General features: G+C 33.5%; 16 protein-coding genes and 1 pseudogene. 16 read left to right on the top strand and 1 reads right to left on the bottom strand.

Annotated features, from left to right (window positions below):
• Positions 1-518: 518 nt before the first annotated feature.
• The 7 genes and pseudogenes from AB1280_RS04105 to AB1280_RS04135 all read left to right on the top strand — a co-directional run bounded on the left by AB1280_RS04105 (position 519) and on the right by AB1280_RS04135 (position 7,257).
• Positions 519-2,537: a T7SS effector LXG polymorphic toxin gene (locus AB1280_RS04105; protein ID WP_429754948.1), complete on the top strand. Its 2,019-nt coding sequence runs from the start codon at positions 519-521 to the stop codon at positions 2,535-2,537.
• A gap of 11 nt (positions 2,538-2,548) precedes the next feature.
• Entirely contained in the window at positions 2,549-2,938 is a 390-nt protein-coding gene (locus AB1280_RS04110) for an immunity 22 family protein (protein ID WP_033730812.1), read from the top strand.
• Positions 2,939-3,367: 429 nt separating this feature from the next.
• Entirely contained in the window at positions 3,368-4,150 is a 783-nt protein-coding gene (locus AB1280_RS04115) for a recombinase family protein (RefSeq protein WP_429754949.1), read from the top strand.
• Positions 4,151-4,306: 156 nt separating this feature from the next.
• Positions 4,307-5,542 (top strand): annotated as a pseudogene (locus AB1280_RS04120) (IS110 family transposase).
• Between the two features lie 220 nt (positions 5,543-5,762).
• Entirely contained in the window at positions 5,763-6,218 is a 456-nt protein-coding gene (locus AB1280_RS04125; protein WP_429754950.1) for a YrhA family protein, read from the top strand.
• Positions 6,219-6,484: 266 nt separating this feature from the next.
• Positions 6,485-6,841, top strand: a complete 357-nt coding sequence (locus AB1280_RS04130) for a deaminase (RefSeq protein WP_429754951.1) — start codon at positions 6,485-6,487, stop codon at positions 6,839-6,841.
• 197 nt (positions 6,842-7,038) lie between these two features.
• On the top strand, positions 7,039-7,257 hold the full coding sequence (locus AB1280_RS04135) for a hypothetical protein (protein WP_429754952.1): 219 nt from the start codon (positions 7,039-7,041) through the stop codon (positions 7,255-7,257).
• A gap of 874 nt (positions 7,258-8,131) precedes the next feature.
• Here AB1280_RS04135 and AB1280_RS04140 read toward each other — a convergent pair.
• Positions 8,132-9,565 carry an IS4 family transposase gene (locus tag AB1280_RS04140; RefSeq protein WP_429754953.1) on the bottom strand — a complete coding sequence of 478 codons (1,434 nt, stop codon included), beginning with the start codon at positions 9,563-9,565 and terminating at the stop codon, positions 8,132-8,134.
• A 307-nt stretch (positions 9,566-9,872) separates the two neighbouring features.
• Here AB1280_RS04140 and AB1280_RS04145 point away from each other — a divergent pair, with 307 nt between their 5' ends.
• From AB1280_RS04145 to AB1280_RS04185, 9 genes are all read left to right on the top strand, one after another.
• Complete coding sequence (locus AB1280_RS04145; protein WP_429754954.1) at positions 9,873-10,232, top strand: DUF3862 domain-containing protein; 360 nt, start codon at positions 9,873-9,875, stop codon at positions 10,230-10,232.
• A 522-nt stretch (positions 10,233-10,754) separates the two neighbouring features.
• A complete protein-coding gene (locus tag AB1280_RS04150; protein WP_429757265.1) occupies positions 10,755-12,047 on the top strand; it encodes a hemolysin family protein in 1,293 nt (430 codons plus the stop codon).
• Between the two features lie 346 nt (positions 12,048-12,393).
• Complete coding sequence (locus AB1280_RS04155) at positions 12,394-12,927, top strand: hypothetical protein (RefSeq protein ID WP_429754955.1); 534 nt, start codon at positions 12,394-12,396, stop codon at positions 12,925-12,927.
• Between the two features lie 24 nt (positions 12,928-12,951).
• The gene (locus tag AB1280_RS04160; protein ID WP_429754956.1) at positions 12,952-13,455 is read left to right on the top strand and encodes a hypothetical protein; all 504 of its coding nucleotides are present in this window, start codon (positions 12,952-12,954) and stop codon (positions 13,453-13,455) included.
• A gap of 727 nt (positions 13,456-14,182) precedes the next feature.
• On the top strand, positions 14,183-14,701 hold the full coding sequence (locus AB1280_RS04165) for a hypothetical protein (RefSeq protein WP_429754957.1): 519 nt from the start codon (positions 14,183-14,185) through the stop codon (positions 14,699-14,701).
• Positions 14,698-14,922, top strand: coding sequence for a hypothetical protein (locus AB1280_RS04170; RefSeq protein WP_429754958.1), 225 nt, complete (start codon positions 14,698-14,700; stop codon positions 14,920-14,922). The genes AB1280_RS04165 and AB1280_RS04170 overlap by 4 nt, the downstream gene beginning before the upstream one ends.
• 10 nt (positions 14,923-14,932) lie before the next feature.
• Complete coding sequence (locus AB1280_RS04175; protein ID WP_429754959.1) at positions 14,933-15,301, top strand: hypothetical protein; 369 nt, start codon at positions 14,933-14,935, stop codon at positions 15,299-15,301.
• A 248-nt stretch (positions 15,302-15,549) separates the two neighbouring features.
• Positions 15,550-16,200, top strand: coding sequence for a hypothetical protein (locus tag AB1280_RS04180; protein WP_429754960.1), 651 nt, complete (start codon positions 15,550-15,552; stop codon positions 16,198-16,200).
• 17 nt (positions 16,201-16,217) lie between these two features.
• Positions 16,218-16,949 (top strand): PoNe immunity protein domain-containing protein, encoded by a 732-nt coding sequence (locus AB1280_RS04185; RefSeq protein ID WP_429754961.1) that lies wholly within the window; start codon positions 16,218-16,220, stop codon positions 16,947-16,949.
• Positions 16,950-16,957 lie beyond the last annotated feature (8 nt).

Below are 16,957 nucleotides of genomic sequence, written 5' to 3' on the forward strand. Positions count from 1 at the left end.
TCCCTTAAAATTACCTTATACATATATACAATATACTAATAAGTAATTTTCTTTATCTTGATTCTATATATTTGTTGTTTCCTGTTACAGAATCCTGATGATAAGGGTTCTTTTTTTGTTCCATTTGATTTGGAATCTATTCAGAAATTTGTGGTCTTTTTCTTATTTCATTTTGGACGGATATTTCCAATCATGTTTTTTCTTAGAAACAGTTGAAGAAACTACCCGGAGATCAATCGAGATACGTGTCATTTAGAGCCAACCATTGTTTTATCAGAACTATGTGGGATATATATTTTTAAAAGTATTGATGAAATAGTTAAGAATTCGCTGGTTTTTTCGCATGAAAAAAGAACCCACTATAAGATGGATTCTTTAGGGGATTGTTTCGTTTAAAGATCGATATGTCTAATAAACATATAAATAGAAGAGATAGATTACTATATATGTGTACATTAAGAGTTTCAATAGTGGATTTAGGGCGATGTTGCCGTGCCCCAGAAAGAGAGGCGGATTAAATGGGCTTTCATGTAGATTTAAAGGAATTCAAGGAAGTACTGGAAAAACTCCAAAACGAAACCAGTAAAACCAATGAGCAACTTGAACAAGCCAAAAACGCATTGAATGGGATTATTCAGGCCGATGCCATGCAGGGTGAAACAGGAAACGCGATTGTCAACGACATCAATAATAACCAAAATGCAGTTGTGATTGGGTTGAAAGATACTAATATACATCTTATTGCGGAAATGGTGACAACTTTCCAGGATTTTCAATCAACAACGGGAGAAACTGATGAGAATGCAGTTATTCTGGAAGATGCATTACTGCAAACACAAAACAAACTTTCCAATCTTCAACCCAAGAAATATGAACTTGATAGTCGCATCTCTACTATTTACAACAGCGTGAACGATTTGGTTTCACTAAGTATGCCGAACAGCCAATTTGATGAAAAATTGGTTGCAGCCAGCAAAGAACTAGAGGATACGATTCAAAAAGTACAGCAATTTGAAAGCAAAAAGGCAGAAAGCGATGCGGGAAAATTTCTCGATCAACTAAACAAACAAGTTCAAATGGCAAGGGAAATGGGTAGTTTATCTTATACTGATCCGCAACTTCAAGCTTTCTTTGCGCAAGATGCGTTGGCAAAAAACATTCATGAAATGGATACACAAATCACGAAGGCGGAAAAAGAAGCGAAACTTGAAGCTGAAAGAGAAATGAAGAAAAAGCGAGAGGAATGGGCGGAAAATCATCCATTGGAGGCTTGGCTTCAAGACCTTTCCAAGAGTGCCGGTGAGAAATGGGATGTATTGAGAAAGGGTACAAAATGGGTAGGAGACAACATTCCTTTACTGAAAGACCTTTCTAATAAAGCCTTGGTGTTAGAGGGTTTTATAGGCGCCGCAGGTTCCGCTATTAGTGGGATAGCGATAGGTGCAACGAAATTAGGTTTCCTAATCGCAGAGCTTGGTGAGTGGGGCTTTAATTCGATACGTGGCGTAGAAACAGAACAATGGAAACTGGACGATATTTACGGAGCAGGTAATACGATAAAAAGTCTTGGACAAGCCATCATCAGCTGGCAGGATTATCCTAAGTATGGTATGACACTAATTAACTCCGTAAAAGGTTATGTAGAAAAAGCATTGACCGATCCTTATGCTCTTGGCGGTGCGATATTTGATATTGGCAGTTGTTTTATCGGCGTCGGTGAAGTAACCGCCGCAGTGAAAGGAACAGCTGCATTAGGAAAATTCGCAGAGGGTACAAAAGTCTTTCAAGCAGCCGCGAAAAGCGGTAAAATAGTTGGTAAGTTGGAAGAAATAACGGCATTAATGAATAAGTTGCCGAGGAATACCTTGGAGAAGATTAAAAATATTGAGATCCCGAGTTTCGGTCCTAGACCTGCGTTGGCTAGCGCTGGGTATGGAGGAGGCGGAAGATTAGACTCTCTGAAAGATTTTTATCAATTTATGAAGGAGACTGGGGAGAAGGTTTTTGGTAAGGGTACGGGTGAAACTACAGTAAAAAGACAAACTCCAAATCAAAGAAAATCGGAGGTTATTCAAAATAATTTTGTTAAAATTACATCTCGTACTAATATTTATAACCCAAAAGATATTCCTAGTGTAAGAGATGGTGAGTTTATTAGGTGGTTTGACAATATAACTTTAGATGAATTAGAGATAGCATGGGCTAATCCTGAAGTTAAAAAAGTAATTTCTTCAAGATTGAGATCGCCTGGGAAATTACATGAATGGTTAATGATTGCAAGAGCACCTACTTTTAAAAGATGGGGGATAAGTGCTAAACAAATCCAAGAATTGAGAACACCAACAAAAGATGTTGAGTTTATTAATCCACCAGGGAAACATCATCGTGCGCCGGGTTCTAAGCGAGCGCATAATGAAATATTAGAGATAATAGACACATCACTTGACTATGATACATTTGTAAGAAGGTTACAGATGTGGTCTCATTATAGATACAAGGGTGGAGTAGAAGGATTACCAGGTACTCTAAAAAAATGAGGAGTGATAATATGGAATATAGTGGAATGGCTTCAGTGTGGTTTGGAGTTTCTAAATCGTTTGAAAATCTTGAGGAGTATGTTGATATAGAATATACGGAAGATGGAGATTCAATAGACTCAAAGTTTGGAACAAACTTTGAATTTGGTTATTATGATGAAGATAACATTGAAATTTGTTTTTATGAAAATCCTAAAAATAATGTAGACGATATTTTAAATGATTTTTCTTATAGCGAACTAATTATCCCAAAAATAAAAGAGTTAATAAATGGCGATAAATTAGCATACAGTATTAATTCTGTTATTGTACTCTATGATTTTCAATACAATGAAGCGAAAAGTGGAGATGAATCCGAAAATATAGAAATTAAATTTATTGGTACTGTACCATACAAATAGCTCGTACAAGTTCGTTAGTTTAAACGTACTATTTGTCATGAAATACAAAAGATTTCATATTCTCAGTATCAAAATTGTACATACAAACTTAAAGCGACTAGTGACTTGAAAACTTAGAAAACATGTGAACTTAAAGCACTTGATTGTCAATTAAAGGCAACAAGTGCTTTTTTGTGTTTTAGCGTAGAAATTTCAAAGAGCACTATAATTTTATAAGTGCATTAAGTGTTAAATTTTTATTGTTGTTTTATAGACTGTAGTGGCTGCGAACAGTGTACGACGATAGTAGAGGAAAAAATAAAGGGTTGTGTTACTTGTTGAAGTCATCGTAAAGTACGTTTTAACGGATGGACGTTATGCACACGTTATCCGCAAAAAACGGGTAAACGTTACAGGGACTTTAATTGCTGTAACGGGAGAGGACTCAATATGGAAGAGAAAGTAGTTGGTTATGTACGTGTTTCAACAGAAGGACAAGTACGTGACGGATACAGCTTAGCGTATCAAGTAGAAGAAATCGAACGTTACTGTATGGAAAACAACTTACAATTGCTTCATGTATATGAAGATAGAGGACTAAGTGGCGCAACTGTTGATGAAAATGGATTAACAGTTGAACGTGAAGGCTTACAAGAACTATTGTCAGATACGGCATATCAACAAGTGAAGCACGTGATTGTACTCAATACATCTCGGTTATGGCGCTCTGATATGGCAAAAGTATTAATACAAAGAGAGCTAAAGAAACATGCGGTTGATGTGAAAGCAATTGAACAACCAAACTACAGTATATATGCACATGACCCAAATGACTTTTTAGTAAATGGCATGTTAGAACTACTAGACCAATATCAACGTCTCGAGATTGCATTGAAGCTAAGTAGAGGTAGAAAGAAGAAAGCGGAACAAGGTGGGTATGCAGGTGGCGGTGTGATGTTTGGTTATAGAGTAAAGAAAGGACAGAAAGGGTTAGAAGTAGATGCGGAGAAAGCAATTATTGTACGCAGATTATTCGAATTAAGATACTTTTTTAGGCACTGGTCGTTAGCTCAATTGGCAGAAAGACTGAATAGGGAAGGGTATCGTACTGAGAAAGGAAAGTTGTTTACGAAAGTGCAAGTGAAATGCATGTTAGACCGAGAGAACTTTTATCGAGGGGTATATACATACGGGCAAATACAAACAAATGGGAAACATCCAGCAATTATGTAACAGTCGTACTTAAAGAAATCGCTCATTTTACTATATGTACTTATGAAATTATGAAAATGGATAGGCTTGCGTACCTATGCGCATCGGAAGATGAACGCTCGAACTAAGGTTGCCGACATTTTTATATGACTAAATCATTGAATAGAGGGATGAGTTATGCATAATAGGCAGAACTATTTGTATGTAGGAGTAGATTTACATAAGCAGCATCATACGGCTGTTATTATTAATTGTTGGCAAGAGAAATTAGGAGAAATACAATTTGAGAATAAACCATCTGCATTTTCGAAGTTTTTATTAGAAGTAGAGACATATGTGAGTGATGGGATAACTGTTGTATTTGGTTTAGAAGATGTTGGTGGTTACGGAAGAGCGTTAGCGAAATATTTAGTAGACCATGAACGAGTAGTGAAAGAAGTAAATCCAGCTTTATCATTTTTAGAACGAAAAAGCCAAGTGATGATACAAAAAAATGATAGTTGGGATGCGGAATGTGTGGCACGCATATTGGTAAACAAATTTGAGCAATTACTAGATGCAAAGCCACACGATTTATTTTGGTCGATACAACAACTAGTTTCAAGAAGGAATGCATTAGTAAAAGCACAAGGTGCGTTAAAGAACCAACTACATATTCAATTAAACCATCATTATCCAAGCTATAAAAAGTTTTTCTCAGAAGTAGATGGGAAAACAGCACTAGCATTTTGGCAGCAATATCCGTCACCCTCTTGTTTAGAGGGGGCGAATATAAAGCAATTAATAGCTTTTTTATTAGATGTTAGCAACAATACATGTTCAGTAAAGAAAGCAAACGGCATATTAAAACTTGTAAAAGAAGATGGACATACAATGAAGGGATATCAAGAAACATGAGACTTTTTAGTAAGAAGTATTGTACGGGACATTGAGTTTAAAAAGAAGGAAATGAAATATATCGAAAGAGAATTAAAACAGTTAGTGAAGATGCTAGATTTCCAATTAGAGACGATGCCGGGAATAGAGCTTGTGACAGCATCAGCATTAATAGCTGAGATAGGAGATATAAGGCGATTTTCAAATGCCAATAAATTAGCACGATTTGCGGGGATTGCGCCTGTTTACTTTGGTTCTGGTGGGAAAGGTAAGACACATAAAAGCAAACAAGGAAACAGGGCGTTACACGCTTTATTTTATAATTTAGCAGTACAGCAAGTGCAAGTAGCGAAAGGAAGTAAGACGCCACGGAATCCAGTGTTTCATGCATACTATCAAAAGAAACTAAAAGAAGGAAAAACAAAAGGACAAGCGTTGGTATGTATTATGAGAAGGCTTGTAAATATTATATATGGCATGATGAAACATAAAACGGCATATGCATTGCCGGTAGTACAAGAGAAGGAAGTAGTTTAATAAGGTTTTATATGGTTTTTTTTATTGTGAGAGTTTAAGATTACAACATAGGGTACGGGTAATGATATAAAGGAAACTAGTAAAGTTAAATTTTCAGCAATGACAGCAGATGAACAAATAAAAATAGCCAAAGAATATAAGATAGTGGATTTTCCTATTCCAGAAGGAGGCATTTATCCTCCTAATAAGGAATAAATAATAATATTTAGAAGGTGATTATATGTGGAGAGAGCAAGTTAGTCAGATTTCCAAAATAAGAGAGAAACGAAATCGAAAACTCAATTTACCTACCAATGAAAATGAGTTATCAAGATTTCGTAAATCTGTAGTAGAAAAATTTGGTGAAGATGTACTGCCACACCAATACTATGAATTTTTACAAACAGTTAATGGAATTGAATTTAATGGACTTGAAATTTATGGGATTGACCAAAATTTTTTGGATTCTAACCCAATAAATCAGGTGGATAGTTTTTTTGATGCCAATGAAACATGGGAGTCAATTAAAGACGAAGATGAGCTAATTTTTTTTGGAGATTCAGATATAGCTTGGTATTGTTATAATGTTTCTAAAAAAAGTTTTGTTGAACTAGATAAGCCTTCAGGTGAGCATATGGAAACTTTTTGCGATTTTAATACTATGCTTGAATCTGCTTTCTCCGCAGAACTTAGTTAAATGTAAAATCCATCGAAAACTTTTGGCGGATGGAGAGGTTCGTGTAGCACACAAAACCTGATTAACGGCTAATTGTTTAAGGATATAATAGCATATGAATCTGGTTACTTATTATCGGAATTGATAAAGAAATTAAAGATTATAAATCACTATTTCTGACCTTGATTGGCTCATGCCTTTCAAGGTTTTTTGATTATTAAATAAATCGTTAATATTTGATTAAATATAGACACACTAGTCATGTATAAAGAGGGATGAGGTAAACTGTGGGCAATAAGACTTATTTTGGTGTAAATTCAACTATTACTAAAGAGTCACATAAAGCAACTAGAGAGTTACGGCAAAAGTGGTTAAGAGAAGTAGAGTGGGTGCCGCCCAAAAAGAATAATCCAAAACATTTGGGACATGCACAGTCTCTTACTCATGCAGAGTCACATTCTTTAATAAGAGCATTTGAAAAACAAGGAAGCTTGCCTGAAAAAGTTACAATGTATGTTGACCGAAAAACTTGTAATATATGTCGTGGTGAATTGCCAGCTTTATTAAAAAGATTGGGTGTAGATGAGTTAGAGGTTTTTAGTGGTGGGAATACAAAACCAATAATAATAAAAGCTACAAAATAAGGAGGAATAATAATGATTATATATAACGGACCAGTAGAGGACCGATTGAAAATCCAAGCGAGAAATTTATAAGAGATCTAATATTTGATAAGGATGAGATTTATTGGAAACAAGGTAGTGGGGATTCATGTTTTGAAGTTGAAGGGTGTGAGGAACGATTAATACTATTTTATGATGAACCATATGGTTTTTTTATAATGCGACATCCAGATTATTTAGTAACACTTAATAAAAATGTTGAAATAGAAATAGTTGAACATTTAGTAGGAGGAGAACCAATGAAGATACCTACTTGTAGTTATGTGGATCGTAAAATGGCGTATCGTATAATAAAAGAGTTTATCACAACCAAGTCAGTACCCAAATTTATAGAATGGATTGATTTATATGATATAGATTTTGATCATGGATTTTAAATAACTAATATTTATGAATAACTTTAAAGCTTTTTTGCTCTAAGTAATACTTATGTTTAAATTATAGTTTATAACAGTAAACAAATTAGTTTGGTTATAATGATTTTATAAATATTACAACCTATGATACTAGATTTATAGCTATGTACAAGAGCAAAAAAGTTTGTAGTACTAAAATTAAAAATATGAACACATATAAGACAAGTGAACTCAAAAGAACAGGCTGTAAAAAGTAAAGAATCATGATGGTTGTACCATCATGGAGTACTGTGTGTAATGATAGAATAGAAAAAGAAGTACACGAGCTTAGGCAGGATGACATTTTACATGGCGATGAATATAAACACATGGAATGGACATAAAACTAACGAACTTGTAGGTTTTAACGTAGTAGTTGTCATGACATATGAAAGGTGTCATACTATTGCTATAAAACTTACAAAATGAATGCTACTTAAAAACATATGAACTTAAAGCACTTTATTGTCAATTATGGCAACAAGTGCTTTTTTGCATTTTAGCCTAGAAATAAGTCGGTACACGTATAATTTGGTTCTGGTGTAAATATAGGAAGAGGAATATGGATAGTAGATTTATAACGGAATTATATTTTATGCTATAAGAGGTCACCATACATGTTCATCAACTTAAGATCACATAATACCCCCATAATGAAAATTTTTTGTATTTTGCTCGTTTTTATTGTTTTGGGGTAACCTGTTCTTCTTAACTTGATGGCAATGGGGTATTACCCCATACCTATCAAGCTAAGGGAGACAAGGGGGTATATGTGAATGTGTTTTTTGAAATTTCTACGACTACACTAAAGATGTGCATAACAAATAAACCTATTAAATAGGTGTTTTTAAAAATATTATGCAACTTGGAAACTTTGTGACAACGTACAATCATACACAACACCTAAGATATCAAAGACTGTTTTCTTTTCGTAACGGTGAGATTTTCGTCCGTTTTTTTCTAACAGGTAAAACAAACGCAATAAAGTTTTTAATAATTCATGGATGCCCTTCTGTAGTCCCTCATAAAACAATAGATAATAATTCTTTATCATATAGATGGATTTGTATTCACTTAGCTCTTTCTTTTTCTTATCTAAGAGTAACTGACGCATTTTGAACATCGTCGATGAACAGAGTAAAATACTAATGAGTTGCCCATATAAATGACATTCTAAGCGTTCTTTCTTAATTTTTTTGCACCTGTCAATTTGAAAAAAAGATTTCCATGTTTTGAACAAAATTTCAATTTGCCAGCGTAATGAATACAAGTCATGGATATGTTCCGTTGGAACATTTTCTGTAGAAAGATTCGTAATATACACGTTGATCCCACTCAACCGTTTACTTCGTTCTTTGTAGGTAATACCTTTCTTCTTTTCTTTTTTGGCTTGTTCCTTCAACCTTTTCTCTGTTTGTTCTTTTGTTAATCGATGAATAATAACACGAGCTGGTAATTTTTGATACTGTCCAATGTATGCCTCTGAAATCTCCATTGTTTGACCAGGGGACAATTGATTCATGAGTTCTTCCATATCTAACTGAATATAGAGTGACCCTTTCTTCAGGATCCCATTTCGAAAATACTCTGGCTTATCATTCTTACGATAGATTCGAGAATTTAATTTCAAACGTGAGATATAGTAAGCTCCTTTATCATGGATATTCTGTAAGTCATGTAAGTCAAAATAGCCTAAATCTCTTATATACAAGTTTTTTGGTCGAATGGTTTGTAGGCTTGCTGAACCAAAGGTTTTATCATTTTCTCTTCCTTCTCCTACATAAACGTGCAGGAACTTCCCACTCAATAAGTCATACTCTAATTGAATTTTGACTCCTGCCGTATGGCTACTTCCACCCGAACCTTGATAATGTGAAGAAAACTTATCTGGAAGCTGAAATGTTGTAGAATCTAGAATCCGAATGTGCTTAAAGGTCGTGGTGTATTGATGAATTATTTCTTGTGTTGAATGAATTCTTTGAGTTAGAAGGTTAGCTAGAACTTGTTCAAGAAACTGTACTGCGGAAGCATTAAATCGTTGGTTAAGCCCTTCAGGGCTGATAAGAACACCTGTAGATACTTCAAGACAGCTACATAATTGTGTGAGTGATGTACTTGCAACCTGTTGGCTAAGCCATACACATAAAGCAACTAATTCCTTTGCTTGATATTTACTCTTTCGATGAACGAATCCTTTTTCTTTAGCTAAGTGTTCTAGAACATGAGGAGACATATGTCGTTGTAATTCTTCAGCAATCGGTTGAAGTTCGTCAAGAATCGAAAGATCCATAAAAAACGCCCTCCTTTCCTATGATTCTACAGAAAGGATAACGTCTTTTTTGCTTTATAGATAGTGCAGAATCTTAGCTTGATAGCGATGGGGTAGCACTCCTAATAGAATTATTTAGGACATCAACATAATACACCTTTTCGAACGGGTAGAATAATTCCTTTAATTTGTTGAGTATAGTTTTATTGATATAAAATTTCTGAAAATAATATAATTTCTTTTAAAGAATTTTAAAAATAAAAACAATTATGTTAAAATAAGGTTTGTGTTGATTAGCGATATATATAGAATTTTGAGGAGTGATACAATGAAGAAATTTTTATATGTACCTTTAACTGGTTTTTTACTGTTTAATTTAATTGCGTGTAGTAACAATGATAATAAAACTAATAATGTTGAAGAAAAGAAAGTAGCGAGTCAAGACGAGAAAAGTAAAAATAATTTAATAGATATTGAGAAATATTCAAAAATTAAACCTGATATGACATATGAAGAAGTAAAAAACATTATTGGTAGTGAGGGAGATAAAGTTGTCACAGATGGGACAGAGGGGTCGGCTAATTATAAAGTTACATATGCTTGGAAAGGTACAAAACCTAAATCAATGGCGCAAATAACATTTTTGAATGGAAAACTAAGGTCAAAAACTCAAAACGGATTAGAATAATTTAAATCACTTGGAATTCCGAAACGAAAAAAATGAGCCGAACTCTTATAAATAACTGTGAAAAAGTAAAATTTTCGTTATGGGAGGTTTCTCAAAATCTTAGCTTGATGGGTATGCGGCAGCACTCCTAATAGAATTATTTTGGACATCAACATAAATATGAAGGTTTTTTATCTATATCTCTGAGGTGAAAATTTTGAATTACAGAGGCTTCTCGGTAGTTAATTTAATTTTCAAAAAAAACAGTTTAATGTTTGACGGCGCTTTATGTTACATGATAGCATATAGATAATTTAATTAAGGCGGTGGAACATTATTGGAATCAGATGGTGACGCGGATAGGTGGCTGAACTACCTCAATTTTCTCAGAGTACCCCTAATAATTATGAGAATTTAAGTTATATACAATTATATTTTAGATTGTATACAGCAGTATTAAGGGAATGAGAAAAATTTATCAGGAGGTGGATCCTTTAGTTTCAAGGAAGCTAAGGGGATTAGTTGAACATATTAAGTTTAATCATGGTAGTAGTTTTAATCGCTTTTACAGCATTTTTCGTCGCAATAGAATTTGCCATAGTAAAAGTACGAGGATCAAAGATTGACCAATTTGTATTAGAAGGAAAGAAGGGTGCGCTGGCGGCTAAAAAAGTGACCACAAACCTGGATGAATATTTGTCAGCTTGTCAATTGGGGATTACAGTGACAGCAATGGGACTAGGTGCACTAGGTGAACCAACCATCGAAAGACTTTTACACCCTTTATTTGATAAATGGAATATCAATCCTTCCATTACAAGTTTTTTATCTTTAGGAATTGCCTTTATTATCATGACGTACTTACATGTTGTAGTAGGAGAATTAGCACCAAAAACATTCGCGATTCAAAAGGCTGAAAAGATTACTTTATTACTTTCGCCTCCGCTTATTTGGTTCTATAAAATCATGTATCCATTTATACGATTGTTAAATGGTTCTGCAAGGATGATAACAGGACTATTTGGCTTAAAACCAGCATCAGAGCATGATGTGGCTCATACAGAAGAAGAATTACGACTCATTCTCTCTGAAAGTTATGAGCGCGGAGAAATTAATCAAGCTGAGTATAAATATGTAAATAATATTTTTGAATTTGATAATCGTATTGCTAAAGAAATTATGGTCCCTCGAACGGAAATTATAGGGCTACATGTAGATAATTCTTTAGCAGATCATGTAAAAATAATTCGTCATGAAAAGTACACACGTTATCCTGTATTTGGAGAAGACAAAGATGAAATCATTGGGATGGTGAATGTGAAAGACTTCTTTATTCGTTACATGAATAAAGAAACTAAAAAATCCGATTCAATCCACTCGTATACACGTCCAGTAATAGAAGCGATTGAAAGCATTCCGATACATGATCTTTTACTGCAAATGCAAAAGAAGCGTATTCCATTGGCTGTATTATATGATGAATATGGCGGTACAGCTGGTATTGTAACCATTGAGGATATTCTAGAAGAAATTGTAGGAGAAATCCGTGATGAATATGACGAAGATGAACGTCCACCCATTCAGCAGATGAATGAACAACATTTCGTAGTAGAAGGTAAGGTACTTATTAGTGAATTAAACGATTTACTAGGATTACATATGAATGATGAGGATGTTGACACGATTGGTGGTTGGATTATGATGCAGAATTATGATATCCAAGAAGGACAGACAATAAAAAGTGAAGAATATGAATTTAAGGTTCTTTCTAAAGATGCCCATCAAATCAAAAGTGTCGAAATAAAAAAAGAAATTGAGCAAGCAGCAACTTTATAGTTGCTGCTTTTTATTTGTGGCGAAGTTATGGTTCTTAAATTTACAAGAAAGAGTTGTAGGAGAATGGAGCGTATTTTATATGTCTTTTTAACTATATAGGGGGCACTATACATCGCCATCAAGCTAAGAAAAGCAAATACCCCAAAACGAAAAAATGAGCTTTTTTGTTACAAGTTAGTACAAAATTTCGTTTTGGGGGTACTATAAAATTTTAGCTTGATGGGCATGGGGTATTACCCACATTTTATAAATAAATTATAACCATAATTTCACACATCCTCAATATTTAATTGTTAAAATTTTACACATAACATTAACGAATAAGTCGCCGGATATGAAGAATGCCTTGGAGAAGATTAAAAATATTGAGATCCGGGATTTATCCCCTGAACCTTCGGCAGCTGGCGTTGGGAGTGTAGAGGAAAGAAAAACACTTGGAGAGTTATTTTCTGTTGCTAAGGGTGAAACTAAGGGGCAAGCGCAAAATGCAAACCGGTTATCTGGGGAGAAACTTCCTGCAGAGGGGACGGGTAATGCTAGTAAGGCAGTATGGGATAATATAAAGATTACTCAGCCTATGTATGATGGTACTAAAATACCTAAATCATTCGAGTTAACAGCTGGTGGAGAAAAGTTCTGGGTACATCCAAATGGTACGAAACATATGGTTGAATATATAGCAAAAGACCCTATGTCACACGGAATGCCTATAAATAGTCAAACTCTACTTTCAAGCTTTCAAAACTCAGTTTCAGGTGCAGTTAAGCAGGGCGTTAAGTATAATGAAATTATGAATGTAGGAAATTGGGAATTGATTTTTAGTAAACCAAGAGGAGATGGATTATTGCCAGTAATAAAACATGCTGTTTATAGACCATAACCAAATGAAAGGTAGTTGTATAAGATGTTAAAAGTATTTAAACATGTAGAAACTAAAAAGGAAAATATTGAATTTGATATATATACACCAATAAATATAGAATTCGGAGTGTGGAATATTTCAAAAGAACCAACTATATACTGGAGAACAGGAGATTTTAGTGGCTCATTAATTGAAATAGGAATAGGGCAGTATAAGAAAGATATACGTTCTGTAACATTAACTATATGTAAAAATGTATATGAAGTAGATAATTACTCTGAGAATAACTTTAATATATTTAAAGGAAGTCCCATATTAGAATTAGAAAATATTAATGATGAAATTTATACAGATGAAAAGGGGACATTAAAAGTGTATATAGAAAGTAAAAGTGTAAGTATAATATTTTCAGAAAATAAAATTAATGATTGCTTGCAAAATGATAATGTTTATTTCTATTTAGATGTGAACAAATCCCTTGTAGGATTAAGAGTTAATAATATTAATGAGGAAAATAAAGCTATACTTAAGGAAGCATTAGTATAGTTTATAGGTTACTGTAAAATTAATAAAATTCTCACTTCATAATAAGGAGTATTTCGTAATCTTGTTAAATGAATAAATGATAAACTAAACTCATAATCTAAATAATGCATTGAAAAGATGAAATGAACTAGCTGAAATTGAGTAGGCTAGTTCATTATTTTTTTAGTGGTTAACATATGCTATAAACACATCATTCAAAAGAACTATATTAAAAAGCAACGACAACATATCAGAAAACAGAGTTTTAAAAGGCTGCGAATAAGAGTGGCATTGAATTTAAAAGGTGATGAATAAAGGTTAAAATAACTGATTTAATAGAAATTGATAGGTGATTAAAATCTTTTTAGTAATATCCAAGTATAAGCATCTGATAAAGGAGTTCTTATGCAAAATAGTACATTTAGAAGACGGTAAAACAAGGCTAATAGCAATAGTTACCTTGATGAGCTAGGAAAACCTAGGATTAATAATTATGATTACAAGTTAATTGGTTTCATAACAATAGTATGTGTAGGATAAAACCTTTAATGATTCAACAGATAAAGGACTTCCTAGCTAATTAAGTCAAGTGACTTTAGAAACCAGCAAATCGATTATAAAAGAGATGTGTAGCTTGATAAGCTAGGAAATTCTAGGTTCAATAATTCCACTTGAAAGTGTTCCATATTTTCGAACTCTTGTAAGTAAAGTAATACAGAATTTAATAATTCAAAGAAATTTTCGATGATTGTGTTATCTAAACAATTTCCCAGCTAATTCTTTAGCCTACACTTACGTTGCTGCTGCCGCTGATGGGGTCAAAACAGTTCTTCGCGGAACGGATTTGAGAGGTTCAGTGAAAGCGACCTTTGAAAATAGGAAAGAGTTTATTCAGGATTGGATTTCGAAGTTGGAAGAGAGTGGCGTTAAGGGTACGGTAAAAGATGTTACTTTTAAAAAGGGTTATGATACACATTTAACCGAAGTGGAGGGTTTTAAAGCAAAACCGAATATTGGAATAAAGGGTGGTCACAATCTTGAGAACTTTGAACAATTTATTTTAGATAACTTTGGTAATCAAGTTAAGGATATTAATCAAGCTGTTACTAAAACGTCTCATCCTGATATTTCAGGAATTTATGAGGTAAAATATAAGCTTCCTGTTTATGATGGATTGAGTAAAGAAAATGGTGGAAAAGGTAACTTTACTGGACAGTGGAAAGAGTATATAAAAATGGAACAAAAGTTCAGTATAATTATAAGTTGAAAGATGGAACAATTGAGTTGAGAACTGGCTATGTAAAATTTATGAAAAATAGTAGTCTAACTAATCCTAAGGATGTACCTATAAAAAGTTACGCTAAATTTGAGTTTGTAGGAACAAATAATTTTGGGGAAATTACAACATATCATGTTGAAAGTGGCAAAACTTTCTGGAAAATGATGAATAATGGTGAAAATATTCCTGTTATTAACCCAGTAGAATAGAGGAGATAATATGAACAATAAGATAAAAATATGTAGAATTGCCCCATTAATTGAAGAAGAAATAGATTTTTTAGTGAATAATCAAGAAGTTACAGGATTTAATGCCTCGCCTCAAGAATTAGAGGTAAGTAAAGAGTATGAAGCTGAAATAGATATATTTGTAAATGATGTTCTCACAATCGAAAAGCAGGAAAACAGAAATTTGAAAAAAATTGAACGCATTGATAATTATAGCTATGTTCTTTTTGGAAAAATGTTGAAAGATAATGTTTTGGATGCGGGTTTCTTTATAACTAGTGATTTATTCGATGATTACCGATATTTGGAAGGTGAATATGTTTTTTTACAAGTTGATAGATTACAATTATCTTTTGAATAGCTATTTTGCTAGATTCTGAGGGCAAAAAAAGATTTTAAAAGAACAAGATAAAATGTAAAAACAAAAGGTGGACATGTTATGCTAGTTATGTTCGAGGAATTAACTAAGGCATTAGCCCTTTTATGGATTCCTCGGGCGCTGAAAAAAATACATGCCCAATAAAAGAAGTCAACAGCGACGTTAGGAGAACGTAGTGGTCTGTTGGCTTTTTTTATAATGTTATAGCATTAACGAATAAGTCGCCGGATATGAAGAATGTCTTGGAGAAGATTAAAAATATTGAGATCCGGGATTTATCCCCTGAACCTTCGGCAGCTGGTGTTGGGGGTGTAGAGGAAAGAAAAACACTTGGAGAGTTATTTTCTGTTGCTAAGGGTGAAACTAAGGGTACGGGTAATACTGGTGAGATAGCCAATGAAGCTGAAAAATTAGCTCGAAAATTGGAAGAGGCTAGAGCACAACAACGTACGGTAATAGAATCAGTAGAAAGTGGCGAAGTAGTATTAAAAACAACGAAGCGTAAAGGGAATTATGGTGAAATGAAGATGGATGACTTTTTTGAAAGTCAAACCTATACTAGAATTAGTGATGATCGTGTATTAACATTGGATCAAAAAATTGTTAAGGGAATAGATGCTGTATATGAAAATGCATCTCCGCCACCTAAGTATGTAATAGCAGAGGCTAAGTATAATACCTCCAAATTGGGAAAAACAAATGATGGTAAGCAAATGAGTGAGGATTGGATTCTTGGAAGCGAAAGATTAGATAGCACTTTGTCAAAAGAAAAAGCAGATGAAATTGTGGCAGAAATGTTGCTGAATCCAGAAAATGTTCAAAGAGTTGTTATTCAAGTTATGCCTGATGGAACAATAGTGAAGAAAATTCTTGAAGTATAAAAGGTGGGAGAGAAATTATGCTAAGGGATAAAATCAAAAATGATATATATTTTAACGAATTTATCAATTATGAGGAAAAGCGAATAGAAAAGTTTTTATTATTGGTTGAAAAGGTTATTGAGGAAAGAGGCAAAGATGATAAAGGTGTAAAGAATGGATATATAGCGTTGCAAGGTTATCATTTTAATAAATTAAGGGCAATGTACTCTGCGGGCTGCTCAATTCAAACTATTCGTGATTTTTTACCTGAAGTAATAGATATAATGGAAAAAGTATGGAATAAAGAAAGTGGATATATACGTATGTTATGGGTGACATCTATAGCAGTAATGCTAAATATTGAAGATAAAGAATTTAATAGACTAATAGCAATGGTAAGGAAAGAAGGGTTAAATGATTATTTGATTAATTATTTTATTGCTTTTAGAAATGATGAGCCATCAGATTTTTATGAGCAGAGTGAGTTTTATGTAAAAGACCCATATTTAAAATTAAAAGAAGTAATTGAGAGTAATAAAATTTCACAAGAGAATTCTATAAGAAGTTTAGAGGAATATATAAAAGAGTATTGGTATAAGGGACATTCAGAGGAAGCATGGTATGATGCACATGAAAATAAACATGACATTTATAGTGGTTACTGGAGTTTTGAAAGTGGAGCAATCGCAAAAATTTTAAAATTAGACGACTCAAGTTTGAAAGATGCTCCATATTATCCTTATGATATGGTACATTACCAAGAAAAGTAAATGTAGGA

This window comes from Bacillus sp. S10(2024), assembly GCF_050473865.1.
In the GTDB taxonomy this organism is placed as follows: Bacteria; Bacillota; Bacilli; order Bacillales; family Bacillaceae_G; genus Bacillus_A.

Coding starts and splice junctions, on each gene's coding strand:
- AB1280_RS04105 (WP_429754948.1), top strand. CDS start 519: ATGGGCTTTCATGTAGATTTAAAGGAATTCAAGGAAGTACTGGAAAAA.
- AB1280_RS04110 (WP_033730812.1), top strand. CDS start 2,549: ATGGAATATAGTGGAATGGCTTCAGTGTGGTTTGGAGTTTCTAAATCG.
- AB1280_RS04115 (WP_429754949.1), top strand. CDS start 3,368: ATGGAAGAGAAAGTAGTTGGTTATGTACGTGTTTCAACAGAAGGACAA.
- AB1280_RS04125 (WP_429754950.1), top strand. CDS start 5,763: ATGTGGAGAGAGCAAGTTAGTCAGATTTCCAAAATAAGAGAGAAACGA.
- AB1280_RS04135 (WP_429754952.1), top strand. CDS start 7,039: ATGCGACATCCAGATTATTTAGTAACACTTAATAAAAATGTTGAAATA.
- AB1280_RS04140 (WP_429754953.1), bottom strand. CDS start 9,565: ATGGATCTTTCGATTCTTGACGAACTTCAACCGATTGCTGAAGAATTA.
- AB1280_RS04145 (WP_429754954.1), top strand. CDS start 9,873: ATGAAGAAATTTTTATATGTACCTTTAACTGGTTTTTTACTGTTTAAT.
- AB1280_RS04150 (WP_429757265.1), top strand. CDS start 10,755: ATGGTAGTAGTTTTAATCGCTTTTACAGCATTTTTCGTCGCAATAGAA.
- AB1280_RS04160 (WP_429754956.1), top strand. CDS start 12,952: ATGTTAAAAGTATTTAAACATGTAGAAACTAAAAAGGAAAATATTGAA.
- AB1280_RS04175 (WP_429754959.1), top strand. CDS start 14,933: ATGAACAATAAGATAAAAATATGTAGAATTGCCCCATTAATTGAAGAA.
- AB1280_RS04180 (WP_429754960.1), top strand. CDS start 15,550: ATGAAGAATGTCTTGGAGAAGATTAAAAATATTGAGATCCGGGATTTA.
- AB1280_RS04185 (WP_429754961.1), top strand. CDS start 16,218: ATGCTAAGGGATAAAATCAAAAATGATATATATTTTAACGAATTTATC.